This is a genomic window from Brucella sp. LJL56, from assembly GCF_054871705.1.
The window spans coordinates 190,729-210,271 of sequence record NZ_JBTXLQ010000003.1; the positions used below are offsets into that span (position 1 = coordinate 190,729).

A 19,543-nucleotide genomic window follows, 5' to 3' on the forward strand; every position below is an offset into this window, starting at 1 on the left:
TTTGTTGAATACGATTTCTGCTTAAAATTTCCTCAACAACTAAAATACAGCATATTGCTCGCAGCTTGCATAGTTTCATGTTCGCCGAAAAGAATATCCGGCGAACATTTCGTAATTTAGATATAGCTAACTTATACTATCTTGAACCTGGGAACAGCAAATCGACAAATCTGGCGGCAGTCGGTTGCGGCTCATGATTGGCAAGCCCCGGACGCTCGTTGGCTTCAACGAAGATATAGTCCGGCTTTTCGGGCTGCTTGACCATAAAGTCAATGCCCACAACCGGTATACCAATTGCTTGGGCAGCCTTGCAGGCAGCAATGACCAGGTCTGCATGAACCGTGGCGGTCACGTCATGGATCGTGCCGCCCGCATGAAGATTGGCCGCCTTGCGCACGGTTATTTCGCGACCGTCCTCCAGAACAGAGTCGAGTGACAGAGTCTGTTCCTCAAGGCATCTTTTCGTTTCCGCATCGACCGGAATACGGCTTTCTCCGCCGGTCGCCGCAGCGCGTCTGCGCGATTGTGTCTCAATAAGTTTGCGGATCGTTGACTTCCCATCTCCGATCACGCGCGGCGGACGGCGAACTGCAGCCGCGACAAGCTGGTAATCGATGATAACCAGCCGGAGATCTTCGCCTTCAAAACACGCCTCCAGCAGCACACGGTCGCACACGGATCGCGCCTGTTTGATCGCAGCACGCAGATCCTTGATGGTCGAAATACCGACGGAAATTCCTCGTCCCTGTTCGCCCCGAGCCGGTTTCACAACCAGCTTGCCATGGCGTTTCAGAAAAGCTTCCAGCGCGTCGTCACTCGCTTCGGCAGCGATCTGCTCCGGCACCGTCAGCCCAGCGGTTTCAACGACACGGCGTGTCACGGCCTTGTCGTCACAGATCGACATCGCCACGCCCGATGTCATTTCAGACAGACTTTCGCGACAATGAACTGAACGCCCGCCATAGGAGAGGCGGAAAAATCCGCCTTCGGCATCGGTCACATCAACCTGAATACCACGGCGCACTGCTTCATCGATGATGATGCGGGCATATGGATTCAGTGCATCGAAGGATTCCAGATGTGAGGCGAAAAACTTCTCGTTGATTGCATTCTTGCGTTTAATCGCAAAAAGCGGGACACGGCGAAATTTCAATTTTTCATAGAGCCGTATGGCGTTCTCATTGTCATGCAGAACCGAAAGATCGATATGGCTTAGCCCGCGAGCCTGAAAATGTTCGGCAAGTTTTCGCACCAGTTTTTCGCCAATTCCCGGCTGCCGTGCTTGCGGATGAACGGCGAGGCACCAGAGCGAAGCACCGCAATCAGGATCATCGAAAAGACGCTGATGGTCGATACCCGTCACCGTGCCGACGATTTCACCTGTGGCATCGTCCTGTGCCACGAAATAGGTAACGGCCCGGTTGTCTCGCTCAGACGAGAAAAAGTCCGGCCGCAGTTGAACCATACCGCAGGCCGCATAGACGGCATTGATGCCTTCTGCGTCTACTTCCGATACCGCGCGACGAATGGTGACACCACGCGTCCGCCGGCCGCCCGGACGATAGGTTGCAAGCTCGATGCGGTAGGTATGCGACGGGTCGAGAAATATTTCATGTGGCGCAAGCGACAGCAGTACATGAGGATCACTTACATAGAAGACGATATCGCGGCTTGCCGGCGCTTCCGCCCGCAATGCCTCGACAATGGCTTCATTGGTTTCAAAGGTCTGTGCAAAGAGCAATCGTCCCCAGCCACAGTCGACGACCACATCCTGCTTGCGGCCTTCCGTTCCCGCCCTGTCATGGCCATACATATGTTCCTGATAAAAGCCTGCACTTTCAGGCGTGCGCAAGCGCGTCAGACGATGCGAAAAGGCCTTGCGACCTCTCGCTTTCTGCCGGGTCATATCCACCTCACCGGGTTTCCTCATGTCATGCCTCCTGCGCCTGCAGCCACATTTCGAGAAGGCCAGCCTGCCATAGCTCCGAACCACGTAATGGCGTTATGTGATCGGACGGCTTCGCGAACAGGCTTTCCAGGTAGTCGCGTTGAAAAAGCCCGCGTTCCCTCGCCTTTTGCGACGAAAGAGCATCACGCAACATATCGAGATAGGGACCTGCAATATATTTAAGCTGTGGCACCGGAAAGTATCCCTTCTTGCGATCGATGACTTCGCTTGGAACGACCTTCCTCGCCACATCCTTGAGGATACCTTTGCCGCCATCGCGCAGCTTCTCTTCCGGCGGAATGCGAGCCGCGAGCTCTACCAGTTCATGGTCCAGAAACGGCACCCGCGCTTCAAGTCCCCAGGCCATCGTCATATTGTCCACGCGTTTGACCGGATCGTCCACCAGCATTACATTCGTGTCGAGCCGCAATGCACGGTCGACCGGTGTATCCGCACCGTCCTGCAACAGGTACTCTTCCAGAAACTCCTGACTGTAATCGCGTTCCGGCATCCATTCCGGCGATAATTGCGTGGCAAGCACGTTGTGCGAGCGGTCACGAAATCCCTTGGCATAATCGCTGACAACATCGTTGGAATCGACCAGTGGCGGATACCAGTGATAGCCGCCAAAGACTTCATCAGCCCCCTGCCCCGACTGGACCACCTTGATATGTTTCGAAACTTCCTTGGAAAGAAGATAGAAGCCGACATTATCGTAGGACACCATCGGTTCCGACATCGCGGCGATTGTTCCCGGCAGGGCATCCATGAGGTCTGCCGAGGGCACAAAAATCTTATGATGCTCGGTACCGAAATGTTTAGCGATCAGGTCGGAATAGACAAACTCGTCGCCTTTTTCCCCGTTAGCTTCCTCAAAGCCGACTGAAAAGCTCATCAGGCCCGATTGACCAGCCTCGGCAAGCAATCCAACGATCAGGCTCGAATCCACACCGCCGGACAAAAGCACACCGACCGGCACGTCAGAAATCATCCTGCGCTTGACGGCTACACGAAGCATATCGAGCAATTGCTCCTGCCATTCCTCCCGGCTCAAGGCGCCATCACCGGGCAGACGGCGATAAGGTGCCTGCCAGTAGATACGGTCGCTAAAGCTGCCATTCGGTTCGTAAACCCGCATCGTCGCGGGAGGAAGTTTTCGAACACCTTTGTAAATCGTGCGCGGCGGCGGCACGACAGCATGAAAGCTCATATAATTGTGCAAGGCTGCACGGTCGATCGCCGTGTCGATACCTCCCGCTTTGACCAGAGCAGGCAAAGACGAGGCAAAACGCAATGCACCGTCCACCTCGGCCAGATAGAGCGGCTTGATGCCGAACCGGTCACGCGCGAGGATAATCCTGCCCGTATCGCGTTCGTGAATGGCGAAGGCGAACATACCCAGGAAGCGCGATACGCAGCTTTCGCCCCATGCGTGCCATGCCTTGAGGATGACTTCTGTGTCACCATCGGAGAAGAACTTGTAGCCCTTCTGTTCCAATTCAGTGCGCAATTCTCGGAAATTGTAGATGCAGCCGTTGAACACCAGCGTCAAACCGAGGTCCGCATCAATCATCGGCTGCTGCGATTTTTCGGAGAGATCGAGAATTCTTAGTCTTCGGTGCCCGAAGCCGACATTGCCCCGGATCACAATCCCGGACGCATCCGGTCCGCGAGGACTGAGTACATCCGCCATTTTCGAGACTGCCGAAACTGACGGCGAACCGCCGTCAAACCTGACTTCTCCGCAAATACCACACATAAAAAGGGTCGAAACCTCCATTGTCATTCATAAAAAAATGAGGCCGTCGCATCTGTTATGGCGGCGGCCTGCATAGTTGCAAATGCGGGAGCGCCGGGATGGTTCCCAACTTTTTAGCTCTCGTTACGCGGTTTTCCCGACTGTATTCGCCTTGGAAAGCATATAGTTTTCGGCTGAAACCATATGCTCATACGTAATGCGGTGGGCATCTTCACGACGATCTTCAACAAGCGCCGCAAGCAATCGGTGCTGGAAAATAAGTCCTTCTTCGCGCGAAGCCGGTGTCGGATCGGCATAGATCGCCCGCGCTATCGGCAGGCTTCGCAACAGATTATGGGTCAACCCGCAGATGAAGCCCAGCAACCGATCGGGACAGAGTTGCGCCAGCGAGGAATGGAAATCCAGTTCCGCGACGCGCTGGTGGTATTGATCATCAAGATCGACCGGCGGACGGTCATAGACCCGCATTGTGTTTTCCAGCCGCGCAATATCGTCGCCGGTCAGTCTTCCGCACAGCAAGGTAGCGACTTCCGGTTCGAGAAGCTTGCGAATGGCATAGACTTCGGCAAGGCTCGGCTGGTCGAAAAAGAAATAGCTTCCAAGCATTTCCATTGCATGCTGAGCGGAAGGCTCGGCCACAAAGGCGCCGCCGCCAGGGCCGCTGCGCGTAAAAATCAGCCCTTGTGTTTCCAGCGCCTTCATCGCTTCGCGCACGGTGCCCTTGGCCGCTTTGAACTGATCGATCAATTCCTTTTCCTGCGGCAAGCGGTCTCCCGGTTTCAATGCATCGGAACGGATGACATCCTTGATACGATCGGCAATCTCCTCCGGCCGCCGACGGGCTTTTACCGCCCTCGCGCGCGGTTGCGGTTCGTGATCGGAATTCCGGCCCGGTCTGACCATACTCTGTTACTCTCTCCTGATGCGCGGAGCGCTTTCCACGAGTTGTCGTGTATAGGCATGTTCCGGCCTGGCAAAAAGATCGCTTGCGGTCGCTTCCTCGACTATTTCCCCGAAATACATCACGGCAACCCTGTCAGAGATGGCCTCCACCACAGCAAGATCGTGGCTGATGAAGAGGTAGGAGAGACCAAACTCCTTCTTCAGTTGATCGAGAAGCAATAGAACCTGCGCCTGAACGGACACATCGAGTGCGCTGACCGGCTCATCGAGCACGACAATTTCCGCTTCCGCAGCCAGCGTGCGGGCAATGGCGATGCGTTGCGCCTGTCCGCCGGAAAACTCGTGCGGATATCGTTCCAAGGTATCATTGGGCATCTGAACGGCGTCGAGCAATTGGATCATGCGCTGCCGGCGTTGTGCAGAATCCAGCCCGCCCAGAAGCTTGAGCGGTGTTTCCAGTATCTGGCGGATCGTCTTTCTGGGATTGAGTGAAGCAACAGGATCCTGAAACACATATTGTATGACCTTGCCGAATGCCTGTGCGCCCGAATTCCGCAGTTCGCTTGAATCCCGACCCGCAATCGTCATCGTGCCGTTCGTCGGCTCGGTCAACCCGACAAGCATTCTGGCGAGCGTGCTTTTGCCCGACCCGCTTTCGCCGACAATAGCCAGCGTCTCGCCGCTTCTGAGATCAAGCGAAACACGTTTAACGGCCTCGACTTTGTGACGCTCCTTCCCCAGAAGTGTTCGCCCGCCACCGAAGGTTTTGCTGAGATCGCGCACGCTGATCGCATTGTCGCTCATCCTGTCGCCTTCCCGTTCTCGTATCTGAAGAGACCAGCCACACGGTCCAGAAAGCCGGCTCCCTGCCCAAGTTCGGGAACACAGGCGATCAAGCGCTTCGTATAGCTATGCTGCGGATTGGAAAGAACTTCCGCAGTCGTACCTGTCTCGACTATTTCACCATCTTTCATGACCGCCACACGATCGCAAATCTCCGAAACCACTCCAAAATCATGCGTGATGAACAGGAGTGCCATGCCACGCTCGCGCTGAAGATCGCGCAGCAGTTCGAGAATGTGCGCCTGCACGGTGACATCAAGCGCCGTCGTCGGTTCATCAGCAATGATGATATCGGGATCGTTGGCCAGAGCCATTGCGATGCCGACGCGCTGCCGCTGTCCACCTGAAAGCTGGTGCGGATAGTGATTGGCCCGCTCCGCTACATCCGGAATACCAACCTTGTCGAGAAGGGCAATTGCCTGTTGCCGCCGTTCGGTCGCTCCGACCCGCCGATGGGCAGCAATCGCTTCCTCGACTTGCCGTCCGACCGGATACATCGGATGCAGGGTCGTCAACGGATCCTGAAACACATAGGCAACGCGCGCGCCCCGCACCGCCGTCAACTCGGGTTCAGACATTGAAAGGACATCCCGGTCGCCCAGATAGATCGCGCCGTTACGTATAAGACCGGGCGGGGATGCCACAAGCCCCATCACCGACAAGGCGGTTACGCTCTTGCCTGATCCGCTTTCCCCAATCAGGCCGAGGCATTCGCCACGCTCCAGTTCCAGTGAAACATTGCGGACGGCGGGTGTGAAGCGTCCACCATTGACAAAGCCTGTTTCCAGCCCGGCAATGGAAAGCGCTTTTCCGCTGCCCTTGATCACAGGCGACGACCGCTGTTTGGCAATATCGGTCACTGCCCCCGGTCGGCCCAATGCACCGGATCGCAATCGCGGATCAAGGACATCGCGCACCCCGTCTCCCAATACGTTGAGACTGATGACCAACAGGAAGATCATCAATCCGGGTACGATGGAGACATGCGGGGCATTGAACAATTGCGCTCGGCCTTCACCGAGCATGGAGCCAAGATCGGCCTGTGGCGGTTGTGCGCCGAGGCCAAGGAAGCTCAAGCCTGCCGTTTCGAGAATCATCCAGCCCGCCGTCGTCGACATGGTAATGACGATAACCGGCAGCACATTGGGCAGCACTTCGCTCAACAGGATCGAAACGGGGCTTTTTCCCGAAAGCCGGGCAGCGTCGATGAACTCGCGATGCGCGAGACCAAGCGTAACGCCGCGAACGTTGCGTGCGAAGAATGGAATATTGACCACCGCGATCGCATAGAGCGCGTTCATCAGGCCCGGCCCAAGTACCGCCACGATCGCCAACGCGAGCAGAATATAGGGAAATGCCATCAGCATATCGATGCCGCGCATCATCAGATTGTCGGTTCGTCCGCCCACATAGCCAGCCACAAGACCGATAGCCGAACCGACAATTGCCGCAATCAGTGTCGCCGCAAAGCCAACAGCCACTGAAACGCGCGTGCCCCATATGACACGGCTCAATATATCGCGCCCGAGCTGATCTGTGCCGAGAAGATGCCCCTCGCTGAACACGGTCTTCAATCGCATTGCAGGCGACGTGGCGTCGGGATCAGGAAGCGGAAGAACGGGAGCCAGCAGAATAATGAGACATATCAGGATGAGCAAAAATAAGCCGAACGCAGCCAGGCGATTGCTCATCAGGAGACGCCATGAAGACATGCGGACAGCCGTTGGCGCGGCAGACAGTTCCGGAAGCGCGCTCATGAACGTATCCTTGGATCGAGCATGGTCTGGATGACATCAGCCAGCAGATTGAAGAGGACGTAACTCGCGGCAACCACAAGCACACCGCCTTGCACCAGCAGAATATCGCGGGTGGAAATGGCCTTCACCAGCATGGCGCCAATACCAGGCCACTGAAATACCGTCTCAATGTAGACAGCACCGCCCAGTACGAAACCCGCCTGAATACCGATAACTGGAATAACGCTGACAAGCGCGGCCCGAAACGCGTGGCCGTAAATCACGCGGTGTTCGTTCAGGCCTTTGGCTCGTGCAGTCCGGATATAATCCTGACGAAGGACCTCCAGCATTGCGCTGCGAGTCAGGCGCGCTATCACGCCTGCTGCCACCACAGCGAGCGTCGTGGCGGGAAGGATCAGATGCCAGAGGAGGTCCTTCAGGTCGCCGCCACCATAGACGGCGTACATGCCGGACGCTGGCAGGATGCGCCAATGGACCGCGAAGAGATAAATCAGCAGCAGCCCCAACCAGAATGAAGGGATTGAAATTCCCGCGAGCACGATGAAAGTGATCGTCCTGTCCGCCCAGCCGAACTGGCGCACTGCAGAAACGATGCCTGCGAGCAGCCCGAAGACAGAACAGAGCACCAGTGCGACACCAGCAAGCACGAGCGTAGCCTGAAAACGTTCCAGAACCTCATCCAGCACCGGACGATTGAGCACGAAGGAGCGCCCGAAATCGCCGTGCAGGAGGTTGCCCATCCAGACGAAATATTGTTGCACCAGCGGCTTGTCGAGGCCGAGATCGCGATTGATCCGTTCGACATTTTCCGGTGTTGCATACGATCCGAGCAATGCAGTTGCCGTATCGCCAGGTATCATCGCCATAACGAGAAAAACGATGATCGAAATCCCGAGCAGCACTGGAACAACGGCGACAAGTCGCTTGAGGATATAGGCTGGCATGAAAGCCCTCCTCGCTTATTCCTTGGTTACATCTTTCAAATGCAGCAGGAAGGACGGCTGCAGCTTGAACCCTTTGACACCGGCCGTCGTGACCGCATTCTGTTTCCAGTTCGCCACGAAAAGCCATGGCGCATCGTCATGAACGATACCCTGCACTTCACCGTAAAGCTTCCCGCGTTCAGCCTGATCGGTCGACGAACGTGCCTTTTCCAGAAGCTCATCCACTTTGGGATTGGAATAGTAGCCGGAATTGAAGCCGCCCTTGTCCGGCAGCGCGTCACTGCGCAGTGTCAGATAAGGCACCGTGTCCGGATCATTGGTCATCCATGCCATCTCGGCCATATCGGCCTTGCCCTCAAGTCCCGGATTGACCTTGCCCAAGAACGTGTTCCACTCGTAGGTTTCGATCTTGACCTTGAACCCCACAGCTTGAAGATCGGCCTGGATTGCTGCCCCCATCGTGATCGGATCGAGCATACCCGAACCGCCTTCCGTTACATAAAAGGTGATTTCAGGGTTGCTGGCTCCAGCCTCAGTGAGAAGCGCCTTGGCCTTTTCGGGATCGTATGGATAGGGTTCGGTCTTGTTCTCGACCCAGTTGAAGGCGGGCGGGATAGGTCCGGCAGCAACGGTTGCGGAACCCTGCAGTACGTTATCGACAAGCCCCTGCTTGTTGACCGCATAATTCGCCGCCTGACGCACTTTCTTATCCGCAAAAGGACCGCTCTTCGCATTCAGGATACTGAACCAGACATGAGGACCTGCCTGTTCAGCGACCGCGAAATTCGCGTCCTGCTTGAATGTGGCAAGATTGTCCGGCGGTACTTCCACCATGACATCCAGCCCGCCCGCCATCATCTCCGCAACGCGGGTATTGGCATCTGTGATTGGGCGGAACACGATTGCTTCCAGTGCCGGTGCCTTATCCCAATAATCGGGATTGCGTTCCACCACCACACGCTGACCGGATTGCCATTCTGCGAATTTGAAAGGACCGGTTCCCGATGGATGACGGCCAAATTCCTTACCGTATTTCTTGACCGCTTCCGGTGAAACGATCAGGCCTGTTGGGTAGGCCAGGTTGGACAGGAACGGAGCAAAAGGCTCCTTCAGCTTGAATTCGACAGTGTGTTCGTCAAGCACATTCACCGCATCGATAGACGAGAAATTGAACGACAGCGGAAATGGGCCAGTGTTATAGAACGGATGGTCTTCCTTCAGCATTCTGTCGAAGTTGAATTTGACCGCCTCGGCATTGAAATCCGATCCGTCATGAAATTTCACGCCCTGGCGCAGCTTGAACCTATAGGTCTTGCCGTCATCCGAGATCGTCCAGCTTTCGGCCAAAGCTGGCTCCACTTCCAGCGTCCCGTCTTTGTAACGCACCAAGCCATCGTAAATGTTGACCAGAATGCGGAAATCGTTGGTGGCCGTGACTGTATGCGGATCGAGCGATTGCGGCTCCGCAATCTGTCCGACAATCAGCACATTGGGCGGCGTTTGCGCCAGCGCGACTGTGCCCGCCCCGGCGACCGAAAGCGCCATAGCAGTCAGGACGGCACGGAATAACCTTCTCATGGGGTTCCCCTTCATTTGTCAAATCCGTCGGACTCTAATTTATAGGCATAAATTTATGATCATCAATGAATTATCATAATTAATTTTAGCGAAACAAAAAAAGCGGGCCTGAGCCCGCTTGTGATTTCGGAAAGTTCCAAGCTTATTCTGCAGGTGTATCTTCAGGCTTGAGGTCCTGCTCGGCCTTGGTCGATTTCTGATGCGTGAAGCCCTTGAGTCCCTTGGCAGTTTCCTCGGCATCACGCTTGATCTCGACCTCGCTCATTGCGTAGTGAACAGCAAGTTTTGCAATAGAAGTCAGCGCGCTCAGATGAATGCGCTCATAACCATGCGAGGCATCGACGCCGAACGTCAGCAAGGCCGTACGCACGTCATGCCCCGCCTCGACCGCAGACGCGGCATCAGAACGGTAATAGCGGAAAACATCCTTCTGGACCTGAATGTCATGCTCTGCGCAAAGCTCGAACAGTTTCTTCGTCAGATGATAATCGAACGGCCCGGTCTGATCCGCCATGGCAAGTGTGACACCGAACTCCGATGAATTCTGGCCCGGTGCAGTCGTGCCATTGTCGATGGCGACCAGCGAGGCAATATCGGGCACGACGACCGCAGAAGCCCCGACCCCCACTTCCTCGCCGATGGTAAACAGCCAATAGCTGTCGACCGGCGTTTCCACATTTGCTCTCTGCATCGCTTCCAGAGCCGCAAGCATGATGGCGACGCCTGCCTTGTCATCTAGATGACGCGATACGATAAAGCCATTATCGATGAATTCTGGCGCCGGATCGACGGCAACGATGTCGCCGACATCGATACCGAGTTGCAGCAGATCATCTCGATTTCGCGCGAGCGCATCGACGCGAAGTTCAACATAAGGCCAACCAACCGGCTGCGTATCCACTTCCTCATTGAACGTATGGCCGGAAGCCTTCAGCGGGAGAATCGAACCACGATAAATGCCCTTGGATGAGAAAATGGAAACACGGGCGCCTTCGGCGAAGCGTGCGGACCAGTTACCGATTGAAACCAGTTCCAGCCGCCCGTTTTCCTTCAGATATTTTACCTGCGCGCCCAGCGTGTCGACATGCGATACGATCCCGCGCGCTGGTCGCTCCGTTACGCCTGCCCGGCGCGCACGAATAGCACCCCGGCGCGTCAGTATTACCTCAAGCCCCAGATGCTCCAGCTCTCGTGCAACATAACGGACGGCTTCGTCGGTAAACCCGGTCGGGCTGGGTATGGCAAGAAGCGCCTTGAGCCGTGTTACAAGATAGTCCTGATCGATTGTGATAGCGGTCTGCATCGTTCATGTGTCGCAAAACAAGACCGCAACGTCAACGTCATCTCCAGACCAGAAAACGTCGGCACCAGTGTTACGCGGTGCCTAGAGGCCATCAGAAACTCCAGTCTTCATCCTCAGTCGCGACCGCCTTGCCGATGACGTAAGACGAGCCGGAACCGGAGAAGAAATCGTGGTTTTCGTCTGCATTCGGTGAAAGAGCGGACAGGATCGCCGGATTGACCTTACACGCCTCCGCCGGAAAGAGTGCCTCATAGCCAAGGTTCATGAGGGCCTTGTTGGCGTTGTAGTGCAGGAACTTCTTGACGTCTTCGGTCAGGCCAACGCCGTCGTAGAGCGCTTCCGTGTAACGAACCTCATTGTCGTAAAGTTCCAGCAGAAGCTCAAAAGCAAAATCCTTGATCGTCTGCTTCTGCTCTTCGTTCAGCCGCTCCAGTCCGCGCTGGAATTTATAACCAATGTAATAGCCATGCACGGCTTCATCCCGAATGATGAGCCGGATAAGATCGGCCGTATTCGTCAGCTTTGCCCGGCTCGACCAGTACATGGGCAGATAAAAGCCAGAATAGAACAAAAAGCTTTCCAGAAAGACGCTGGCGATCTTCTTTTTCAGCGGATCATCCGCGCGATACTGGTCCAGGATCAGCACAGACTTGCGCTGTAGAAACTCGTTTTCCTCCGACCAACGATAGGCATCGTCAACATCCGGCGTCAGGCACAGCGTCGAGAAAATCGACGAATAAGAGCGCGCGTGAACCGCTTCCATGAAGGAGATGTTGGACAGCACCGCCTCTTCATGCGGCGTCACGGCATCATCCATCAGCTTCACGGCACCGACCGCGTTCTGGATCGTATCGAGCAGCGTCAGTCCGGTGAAAACGCGGATCGTCAGCTGCTTTTCCTGCGGTTTCAGCGTCTCCCATGACTGAATGTCATTGGAAAGCGGTACTTTCTCCGGCAGCCAGAAATTGCCGGTCAGACGATTCCAGACCTCAAGGTCTTTCTCATCTTCGATCCGGTTCCAGTTGATGGCGCGCACGGCTGCAGGCTTCGGGTTCTTGGTCTTCACTTGAGTATTCATGGTCATCACCAGTGGTCAGAGGGCGCAGGAAACGCAACCCTGCACTTCCGTGCCGGAAAGCGCCATCTGGCGCAGGCGGATGTAGTAGATAGTCTTGATGCCCTTCTTCCACGCGTAGATCTGTGCGCGGTTGATGTCGCGTGTGGTTGCGGTATCGCGGAAGAACAATGTCAGAGACAAGCCCTGATCGACGTGCTGCGTTGCCGCCGCGTAAGTGTCGATGATCTTCTCCGGGCCGATCTCATAGGCATCCTGATAGTAATCGAGATTGTCATTGGTCATGAAAGCTGCCGGATAGTAGACGCGACCGATCTTGCCCTCCTTGCGGATTTCAATCTTCGACACGATTGGATGAATCGATGACGTCGAATGATTGATGTAGGAGATCGAACCTGTCGGCGGCACGGCCTGAAGGTTCTGGTTATAAAGGCCCCCCTCCATCACCGCATTCTTCAGATCGCGCCAGTCGTCCTGTGTCGGGATCGCAATGCCCGCCTTTTCAAAGATTTCGCGAACCTTTTCTGTCGCCGGTTCCCAAAGCTGATCCGTATATTTGTCGAAATATTCGCCCGACGCATATTTGGATTTCTCGAAACCTTTGAAGGATTTCCCCATCTCCACCGCGATCCGGTTCGATGCGCGGATCGCATGATAGGTCACCGTATAGAAATAGATATTCGTGAAATCGACACCTTCGTCCGAACCATAGTAAATCCGCTCGCGGGCAAGATAACCATGCAGGTTCATCTGGCCGAGACCGATGGCATGGCTTTCATCATTGCCTCGGGCGACCGATGGCACGGAACCGATGTGGCTCATGTCGGAAACGGCGGTAAGAGCACGGATCGAGGCCTCGATGGTCTTGCCGAAATCAGAGGAATCCATTGCTGCCGCAATGTTGAGTGAGCCCAGATTGCACGAAATATCCTTGCCGAGATGATCGTAGGACAGATCTTCACTGAAGATGCTCGCCTCGCTCACCTGGAGGATTTCCGAACAGAGGTTGCTCATGGTGATGCGCCCGTCGATTGGATTGACGCGGTTCACCGTGTCCTCGAACATGATGTAGGGGTAGCCGGATTCGAACTGGATTTCGGCCAGAACCTGAAAGAACTCTCGCGCGCTGATCTTCTTCTTGGTAATCCGCGCATCGTTGACCATTTCGCGGTATTTTTCCGTGACCGAAACCTCTGTGAGAGGCACACCGTAAACCCGCTCCACATCATAGGGGGAGAAGAGGTACATATCCTCGTTGTTCTTCGCGAGCTCGAAGGTAATGTCCGGTATGACCACGCCGAGAGACAGGGTTTTGATGCGAATTTTCTCGTCTGCATTTTCGCGTTTCGTATCGAGAAATCGCATGATATCCGGGTGATGTGCGTGCAGATAGACTGCGCCAGCGCCCTGCCGCGCGCCAAGCTGATTGGCGTAGGAAAAGGAATCCTCCAGAAGTTTCATCACCGGAATGATACCGGATGACTGGTTCTGGATTTGCTTGATAGGTGCGCCCGTCTCACGGATATTAGTGAGGCTCAGCGCCACACCCCCGCCACGCTTCGACAATTGCAAGGCCGAATTGATGGAGCGGCCGATGGACTCCATATTGTCCTCGACCCGCAGCAGAAAGCAGGAGACAAGCTCGCCGCGCTGCTTCTTTCCTGCATTGAGGAATGTGGGTGTCGCAGGCTGGTAGCGGCCCGAAATGATCTCATCAACCAGATCGCGCGCAAGCTGTTCACTACCGCGCGCCAGCGCCAATGCCACCATGCAGACGCGGTCTTCATAGCGTTCCAGATAGCGCTTTCCGTCGAAGGTTTTCAGCGTGTAGCTGGTATAATACTTGAACGCGCCTAGAAATGTCGGAAAACGAAATTTTCTCGCATAGGCTTCGTCGAAAAGGTCACGCACGAAATTGAAGGAATACTGATCCAGCACCTCCTGTTCGTAGTATCCCTCCGTCACCAGATAATCGAGCTTTTCCCGCAGATTATGAAAAAAGACAGTGTTCTGGTTCACGTGCTGGAGGAAATACTGCCGCGCGGCCTGCCGGTCGCGATCAAGCTGGATTTTCCCCTCGTCATCGTAAAGGTTCAACATCGCGTTGAGCGCGTGATAATCCAGCCCGTCCGAGAATTTTGACGGTTTGTTGCTGTTGGAATTCACCGCTAGAGGCGCATCCTGCGCCACTGGCCGTGGTTCGCGCTCCCGGATCAGGGTCGTGTCTGCCGTGTCCAAAATCGTTCCATCCCGTTTTTGACATTGCCAATGTCCTCATCGGTTCCCAGAAGCTCGAAGCGGTAGAGATAGGGAACCTGACATTTGGCGGAGATAATATTGCCGGCGATACAGAAGGCTTCGCCGAAATTGCTGTTCCCCGCGGCGATGACGCCGCGGATGAAAGAGCGATTGTTCTCGTCGTTGAGGAAGCGGATTACCGGCTTGGGAACAGCGCCCTTGGAACCGCCGCCGCCATATGTGGGCGTCACCAGTATAAATGGCTCGCGCACCTGCCATCCGCCCGAACCGTCCATCGGGATACGGTTCGACCGCATTCCAAGCCGCTCAACAAACCGGTGCGTATTTTCCGACCGGCTGGAGAAATAGACGATCAGGCTCATGAGATCGCAACTCTCAGGCGAGAGCACTGATCATATCGGGCCGGAAGCCCGCCCAATGGGATTCCCCGGCAACGACCACCGGCACCTGACGATAGCCCATCCCCTGAACGAGATCGAAAGCGCCGGCATTGGCGGAAATATCGATAACTTCATATTCGATACCCTGGCGATCGAGGGCACGCGTGGTCGCGGTGCACTGGACACAGGCGGGCTTGCTGTAAACGGTGACGTTCATTTCTTCCTCACTGATTGGGAGACGCAAAGAGCCGTTCGCGCATCGCAAGATGCGCGTCAAAAAGCACAAGATAGGAAACCGGTCAGCCGCCACGACGAGCAGTCTGACCACAACAAACTATGCCTCGAAGGGAGGACCGGAACCGAAACTAAACAGACTGGACATGGACTTCACCCCGAAGCTATGAGCGGGAAGTTCGGGGCAGCAATCTGCAAGACAATAGCTTGCCACACAAGATTGCGCGCCAACCGGACACCCCGCCCGTGGACGTACTCGTTCAAGGCAGGTCTCCTGGCTCACGGATCAACGTTTCTGCCCGCCTTCCCGGCCTATGCCAGTGACATGATGAACAGAACTCTCCGCTTACAGTTGCGGGGGCAGCTCCGGCATTGCCGCATCCGTCATGGATGAAACGCACCGGATTCCCGTCTTAGCTTTCGACTCAACGAATCGAAAGAACCTAGAACACTATATATAGTAGTCTAAGTTAAAAACTGGTCAACAGGTAGATTGAATCAGCCTGCAACATCTTAGCTGGGACCAGCGCAGTCTTAATTTGCAGGTCTAATAGGCTTTGGTCTGAATTCCGGCTTGATGGCCTTCAGGGCCATACGGTCGACCATCGCCGGAGCGATGAGTTTGAGCCAGCGTCCGAATCGCATCTGGCGGGTCATCAGCACTTCGCGCTTGCGCGCATGGACACCTTCCAGCATCAGCCGTACAGCTTCTTCGACGGACATCATGTCATCTTCCCGCACACCGCTCGTTGCCAGTGCGCCGCCGCTTGCGCTGTAACCTACCTTGCGAATGTCGGTTTTGACGACGCCCGGATAAACGATGGTGACGGATATGCCGCTCGGCTGTAGTTCCGCGCGAAGCGCCTCACAAAAACCTGAAAGAGCGAACTTCGTTCCGCTATAGGCCGTGCGACCCGGCACGCCGATCAATCCGGCGACGGATGACACCGCCACGATCCGCCCCTTGCTTGCGGCAAGATGGGGAAGCGCTGCATGAATGGGCCAGACGCTGCCCCAGTAGTTCAACTCCATCAACTCATGCATCCAGTTGAGGTCATCCGGCTCGATCTCGGCGAAATTAGCATGTGCTGACATACCCGCATTCACGATCAGCGTATCGATGCGACCGAAAGCGGCAGCGGCCTTCCCGATCAGGGCGATACAGGCAGCACGATCTTTCACATCGGTCGGCACCACAAGAACGGAACTACCCAGTTGTCGTAACTCGGTGGCCAGATTTTCCAGCTTTTCGACATTACGCGCAGCAAGCACAAGAGCAGCGTTGGTACGGTCGCGCCGGGCAATTTGCCGTGCGGCTTCAGCGCCTATACCATCTGATGCTCCCGTTATGATCGTCACGTCCATGCCAGGCCCTCCCTGCCTATCGATAAGACAAGCAGGGTACAAGCTGTACAATCCGCACGTCCAGCGATTTAGACCCTGCTCGATAGAATGACGGCGATGACCAGACCGTCGATCCGCGATACGTGTTATCGCTGGCGCGGGCGATGCGCTTCGCCCATAACGCACGGCAATCAGGCGAAGCCCGGTAAATTGCTTTGAATGAAGCATTCACAAAACCGTGTGACCGACGAATAACTGGCAACATTTTCAACCGCTTATGTTCCAGCAGGTCTCACCTGTCAGCTTCCAGGAGATGTTTTCAGCGTCTTAGCCGAAGGGAGAAATTGACAGTTCAGCTTCTTATCCTGTATCGATCGTTCAGTTTTGAACATTGTTCAGTATATTGAACGATCGAAGGCTTCTCCCAAGGCTTTCCATTCAGAGCTGTCGATGCATCGGCTGCATCGGAGAATAAGGGGGCGCTTCCTTCCCAAGACAGAAGCGTTTCCGGAATAGGCCCCAGCGTTGTGTGCCGGAGAGGAAATGAGAGACCTCGGCGCTGGTAAAAGTGATAAGGGTGGAATGATGACAACAAAGATCAAGCCATTTTCGTTCGATACGGTCGGCTCGATGCTCGTCGAATGGAGCGCCGCAAAGCGCCTCGGCGAAATCCTCGGCGAACGGTTTTCCGAACGCAAGATTCTGATCGTGACGGACAAGGGGCTGCACAAGGCCGGTGTCCTCGATGATGCACTGGCTTCGCTGGAAAAAGCCGGTTTCGGCATCAGCGTTTTCGATGATGTGGTGGCCGATCCACCGGAATCCGTGCTGTTAGCCTGCGTCGAACAGGCCAAGGCTGCTGATTGTAACCTTGTGCTTGGCCTGGGCGGCGGTTCATCCATGGATATCGCCAAGCTTGCAGCCGTACTGCTTGTCTCCGAACAGGAACTCTCCGAGCTGTACGGCATCGGCAAGGTGCAGGGCAGCCGCCTGCCGCTGATCCAGATTCCGACTACGGCGGGAACTGGGTCGGAAGTCACCAACATCACCATTCTGACCACCGGTGAGACGACGAAGATGGGTGTTGTTGCCCGTCAGCTTTACGCCGACTTCGTGATCCTCGATGCGGAACTGACTTGCGGCCTGCCTGCGCTTCATACGGCCGCGACCGGTATCGACGCCATGGTCCATGCCATCGAAGCCTATACGAGCCGGATCAAGAAGAACCCGCTCTCCGACGCGTTTGCTCGCGAAGCTCTGAAGCTTCTTTCGGCCAACCTGATCGCGGCTTGCGAAAACGGCAATGATCGCCATGCCCGCGAGGCCATGCTGCTTGGTGCCAACTATGCCGGTCAGGCTTTTTCCAACTCGCCAGTCGGCGCTGTTCATGCACTGGCTTACCCGCTTGGCGGCCACTACCATGTGCCGCATGGTCTTTCCAATGCGCTGATGCTTGGTCCGGTGCTGCGCTACAATATGGCGGGTGCAGCCAAGCTATATGCAGAGCTTGCCGATCTGCTGCTGGAGAAATCCGAAGGCACGACGGAAGAGCGTTCAGCGGCCTTTGTCACCTATATGGAAGCACTGATGAACAAGTCCGGCGCACCGCGCCGCCTGCGTGATGTCGGCGTGACTGAAGACAGTCTTGAAATGCTGGCGCGCGACGCGATGCTGCAAACGCGGCTTCTGGGCAACAATCCAGTCGATGTGACTGAGGCCGACGCTCTGGCGCTTTATCGCGAAGCTTTCTGATCAAACATAACGAACTGACGGACCAAGCGCCGGAGAAGTGAGCTGACTGCCACTTCTCCGCAGCTTGGCTCTATGTCTGCGGAGAATAAATTGAGCACTGAACGTATCGACGGTCAGGAGCAGCCTTTTTGGCCTGCCGGACCGTTCAAAATTCGCCTGCCTTTCGTTCACTATAAATTCGAATGGCCTGATTATTTTCAAGGCCTGCTGATGTGTGCGGTGGACCTGTCCGCCATCCCGCTTATGACTGAACTCCTTGGCATGCCTTTCGAAGTGGCGCTCGCCGTGGTCGTCCTGAACGGGTTGTTCTATCTGACGCACCATTTGCTCGGCGATCCCGTCGTTCCGGGCTGGATCACACCTGCCATTCCGCTTCTGATGGCCTATTGCGCCACGTTCCCAGAAGGGCCAGAGCGCGTTCATGCACTTGTTGCCTTCCAGATGATGCTCGGCATATTCTCGATCTTCATAGGAGCGTCAGGGCTTGCACATCGCGTCGTGCAACTGATCCCATCGGCGATCAAGGCTGGCATCATTGCTGGTGCAGGCTTTGCCGCCGTCATATCGGTGTTTCAGATTGGCGGTCGTTTCGACAGCTTCCCGTTCACAATCACCATTGCCGTTGGCCTCGGTTTCTACGTGATATTCTCGCGCCAGTTCGCACGTATTAAAAATAGCAATCCGGTACTGGCCCTCATTGGGAAACTGGGTGTTTTCCCGATTATCCTGCTCGCAGTAATCATAGCTCCGCTCTTCGGCGAAGCACCCTGGCCAAAGCTTGAATGGTCGCTGACCAGCCCCGACTTCTCGACGCTTTGGCGTGAATATACCGTATTCGGACTTGGCTTGCCGCCGCTGTCGATGTTCATTACGGCTATTCCGACCATGTTCGCTGCCTATATCGTTCTTTTCGGCGATGTTTTGCAAAGCCGGGCAATCCTGAAGGAAGCCGACGAAGCCCGCCCCGACGAAAAGATAGACTACAGCCCTGACCGTGCTCATCTCATTTTTGGCGGACGCAACGCGGCCATGAGTGTCCTTGGGCCGGACGTATGTATGTGCGGCCCGCTCTGGTCGGCCATGCATGTAGTCATTACCGAGCGTTTCTCGCAGGGCAAGAAGGCCATGCATTCGCTTTTCGGTGGCGCGGGGTCTTTCCGGTGGGGAACCAACACCGGCTTGTTCCTGATGCCAATCGTAACGCTGGTGCAGCCGATCCTCGGCGTCGCACTCGCACTTACCTTGCTCATTCAGGGATATGTTTCGGTTCGCGTCGGTATTCTTGAGGCACGGTCCCAGCGAGATCTCGGCATCGCCGGAGTGGTCGGAGCGGTTCTTGCGACGCGCGGCGCCGCCTGGGCTTTTGCGACCGGCGTCGTCCTCTGCCTTTTGATATATGGCCGCGATTTCTTCCGTGGCGAGGTCGACAACACCTTTACCAAAGACAACTGACCGATAGCCCTC

Annotated in this window: 15 protein-coding genes and 1 riboswitch; of the genes, 2 read left to right on the forward strand and 13 right to left on the reverse strand. The window is 55.6% G+C overall.

Features of this window, described 5'->3' with window-relative positions:
* Window positions 1-136 precede the first annotated feature (136 nt).
* The 13 genes from ngg to ACYSN1_RS12935 form a co-directional block, all read right to left on the reverse strand.
* Complete coding sequence (gene ngg, locus ACYSN1_RS12875; protein WP_461726038.1) at window positions 137-1,930, reverse strand: N-acetylglutaminylglutamine synthetase; 1,794 nt, start codon at window positions 1,928-1,930, stop codon at window positions 137-139.
* Window position 1,931: 1 nt separating this feature from the next.
* Complete coding sequence (locus ACYSN1_RS12880; protein ID WP_461726039.1) at window positions 1,932-3,707, reverse strand: N-acetylglutaminylglutamine amidotransferase; 1,776 nt, start codon at window positions 3,705-3,707, stop codon at window positions 1,932-1,934.
* 123 nt (window positions 3,708-3,830) lie between these two features.
* Window positions 3,831-4,610 (reverse strand): FadR/GntR family transcriptional regulator, encoded by a 780-nt coding sequence (locus ACYSN1_RS12885; protein WP_461726040.1) that lies wholly within the window; start codon window positions 4,608-4,610, stop codon window positions 3,831-3,833.
* Between the two features lie 6 nt (window positions 4,611-4,616).
* The gene (locus tag ACYSN1_RS12890; RefSeq protein ID WP_461726041.1) at window positions 4,617-5,414 is read right to left on the reverse strand and encodes an ATP-binding cassette domain-containing protein; all 798 of its coding nucleotides are present in this window, start codon (window positions 5,412-5,414) and stop codon (window positions 4,617-4,619) included.
* Window positions 5,411-7,210 (reverse strand): dipeptide/oligopeptide/nickel ABC transporter permease/ATP-binding protein, encoded by a 1,800-nt coding sequence (locus ACYSN1_RS12895; RefSeq protein WP_461726042.1) that lies wholly within the window; start codon window positions 7,208-7,210, stop codon window positions 5,411-5,413. Before ACYSN1_RS12895 ends, ACYSN1_RS12890 begins: the two co-directional genes overlap by 4 nt.
* Entirely contained in the window at window positions 7,207-8,154 is a 948-nt protein-coding gene (locus ACYSN1_RS12900) for an ABC transporter permease (RefSeq protein ID WP_461726043.1), read from the reverse strand. Before ACYSN1_RS12900 ends, ACYSN1_RS12895 begins: the two co-directional genes overlap by 4 nt.
* 15 nt (window positions 8,155-8,169) lie before the next feature.
* Window positions 8,170-9,732 carry an ABC transporter substrate-binding protein gene (locus ACYSN1_RS12905; RefSeq protein ID WP_461726044.1) on the reverse strand — a complete coding sequence of 521 codons (1,563 nt, stop codon included), beginning with the start codon at window positions 9,730-9,732 and terminating at the stop codon, window positions 8,170-8,172.
* A 142-nt stretch (window positions 9,733-9,874) separates the two neighbouring features.
* On the reverse strand, window positions 9,875-11,035 hold the full coding sequence (locus tag ACYSN1_RS12910) for an osmoprotectant NAGGN system M42 family peptidase (protein WP_461726045.1): 1,161 nt from the start codon (window positions 11,033-11,035) through the stop codon (window positions 9,875-9,877).
* 91 nt (window positions 11,036-11,126) lie between these two features.
* Window positions 11,127-12,113 carry a class 1b ribonucleoside-diphosphate reductase subunit beta gene (gene nrdF, locus ACYSN1_RS12915; RefSeq protein ID WP_461726046.1) on the reverse strand — a complete coding sequence of 329 codons (987 nt, stop codon included), beginning with the start codon at window positions 12,111-12,113 and terminating at the stop codon, window positions 11,127-11,129.
* Between the two features lie 15 nt (window positions 12,114-12,128).
* The gene (gene nrdE / locus ACYSN1_RS12920) at window positions 12,129-14,348 is read right to left on the reverse strand and encodes a class 1b ribonucleoside-diphosphate reductase subunit alpha (protein ID WP_461726047.1); all 2,220 of its coding nucleotides are present in this window, start codon (window positions 14,346-14,348) and stop codon (window positions 12,129-12,131) included.
* Window positions 14,324-14,731: a class Ib ribonucleoside-diphosphate reductase assembly flavoprotein NrdI gene (gene nrdI, locus ACYSN1_RS12925; protein WP_461726048.1), complete on the reverse strand. Its 408-nt coding sequence runs from the start codon at window positions 14,729-14,731 to the stop codon at window positions 14,324-14,326. The genes nrdE and nrdI overlap by 25 nt, the downstream gene beginning before the upstream one ends.
* A gap of 13 nt (window positions 14,732-14,744) precedes the next feature.
* Window positions 14,745-14,966, reverse strand: a complete 222-nt coding sequence (gene nrdH, locus ACYSN1_RS12930) for a glutaredoxin-like protein NrdH (protein ID WP_105544835.1) — start codon at window positions 14,964-14,966, stop codon at window positions 14,745-14,747.
* 264 nt (window positions 14,967-15,230) lie between these two features.
* Window positions 15,231-15,445, reverse strand: a riboswitch (cobalamin riboswitch).
* A gap of 72 nt (window positions 15,446-15,517) precedes the next feature.
* A complete protein-coding gene (locus ACYSN1_RS12935) occupies window positions 15,518-16,348 on the reverse strand; it encodes an SDR family oxidoreductase (protein ID WP_461726049.1) in 831 nt (276 codons plus the stop codon).
* A gap of 561 nt (window positions 16,349-16,909) precedes the next feature.
* On the opposite strand from ACYSN1_RS12935, the gene ACYSN1_RS12940 reads away from it, so the two are divergent.
* Complete coding sequence (locus ACYSN1_RS12940) at window positions 16,910-18,079, forward strand: iron-containing alcohol dehydrogenase (protein WP_461726296.1); 1,170 nt, start codon at window positions 16,910-16,912, stop codon at window positions 18,077-18,079.
* 90 nt (window positions 18,080-18,169) lie between these two features.
* Window positions 18,170-19,531: a hypothetical protein gene (locus tag ACYSN1_RS12945; protein WP_461726050.1), complete on the forward strand. Its 1,362-nt coding sequence runs from the start codon at window positions 18,170-18,172 to the stop codon at window positions 19,529-19,531.
* Window positions 19,532-19,543: the final 12 nt, after the last annotated feature.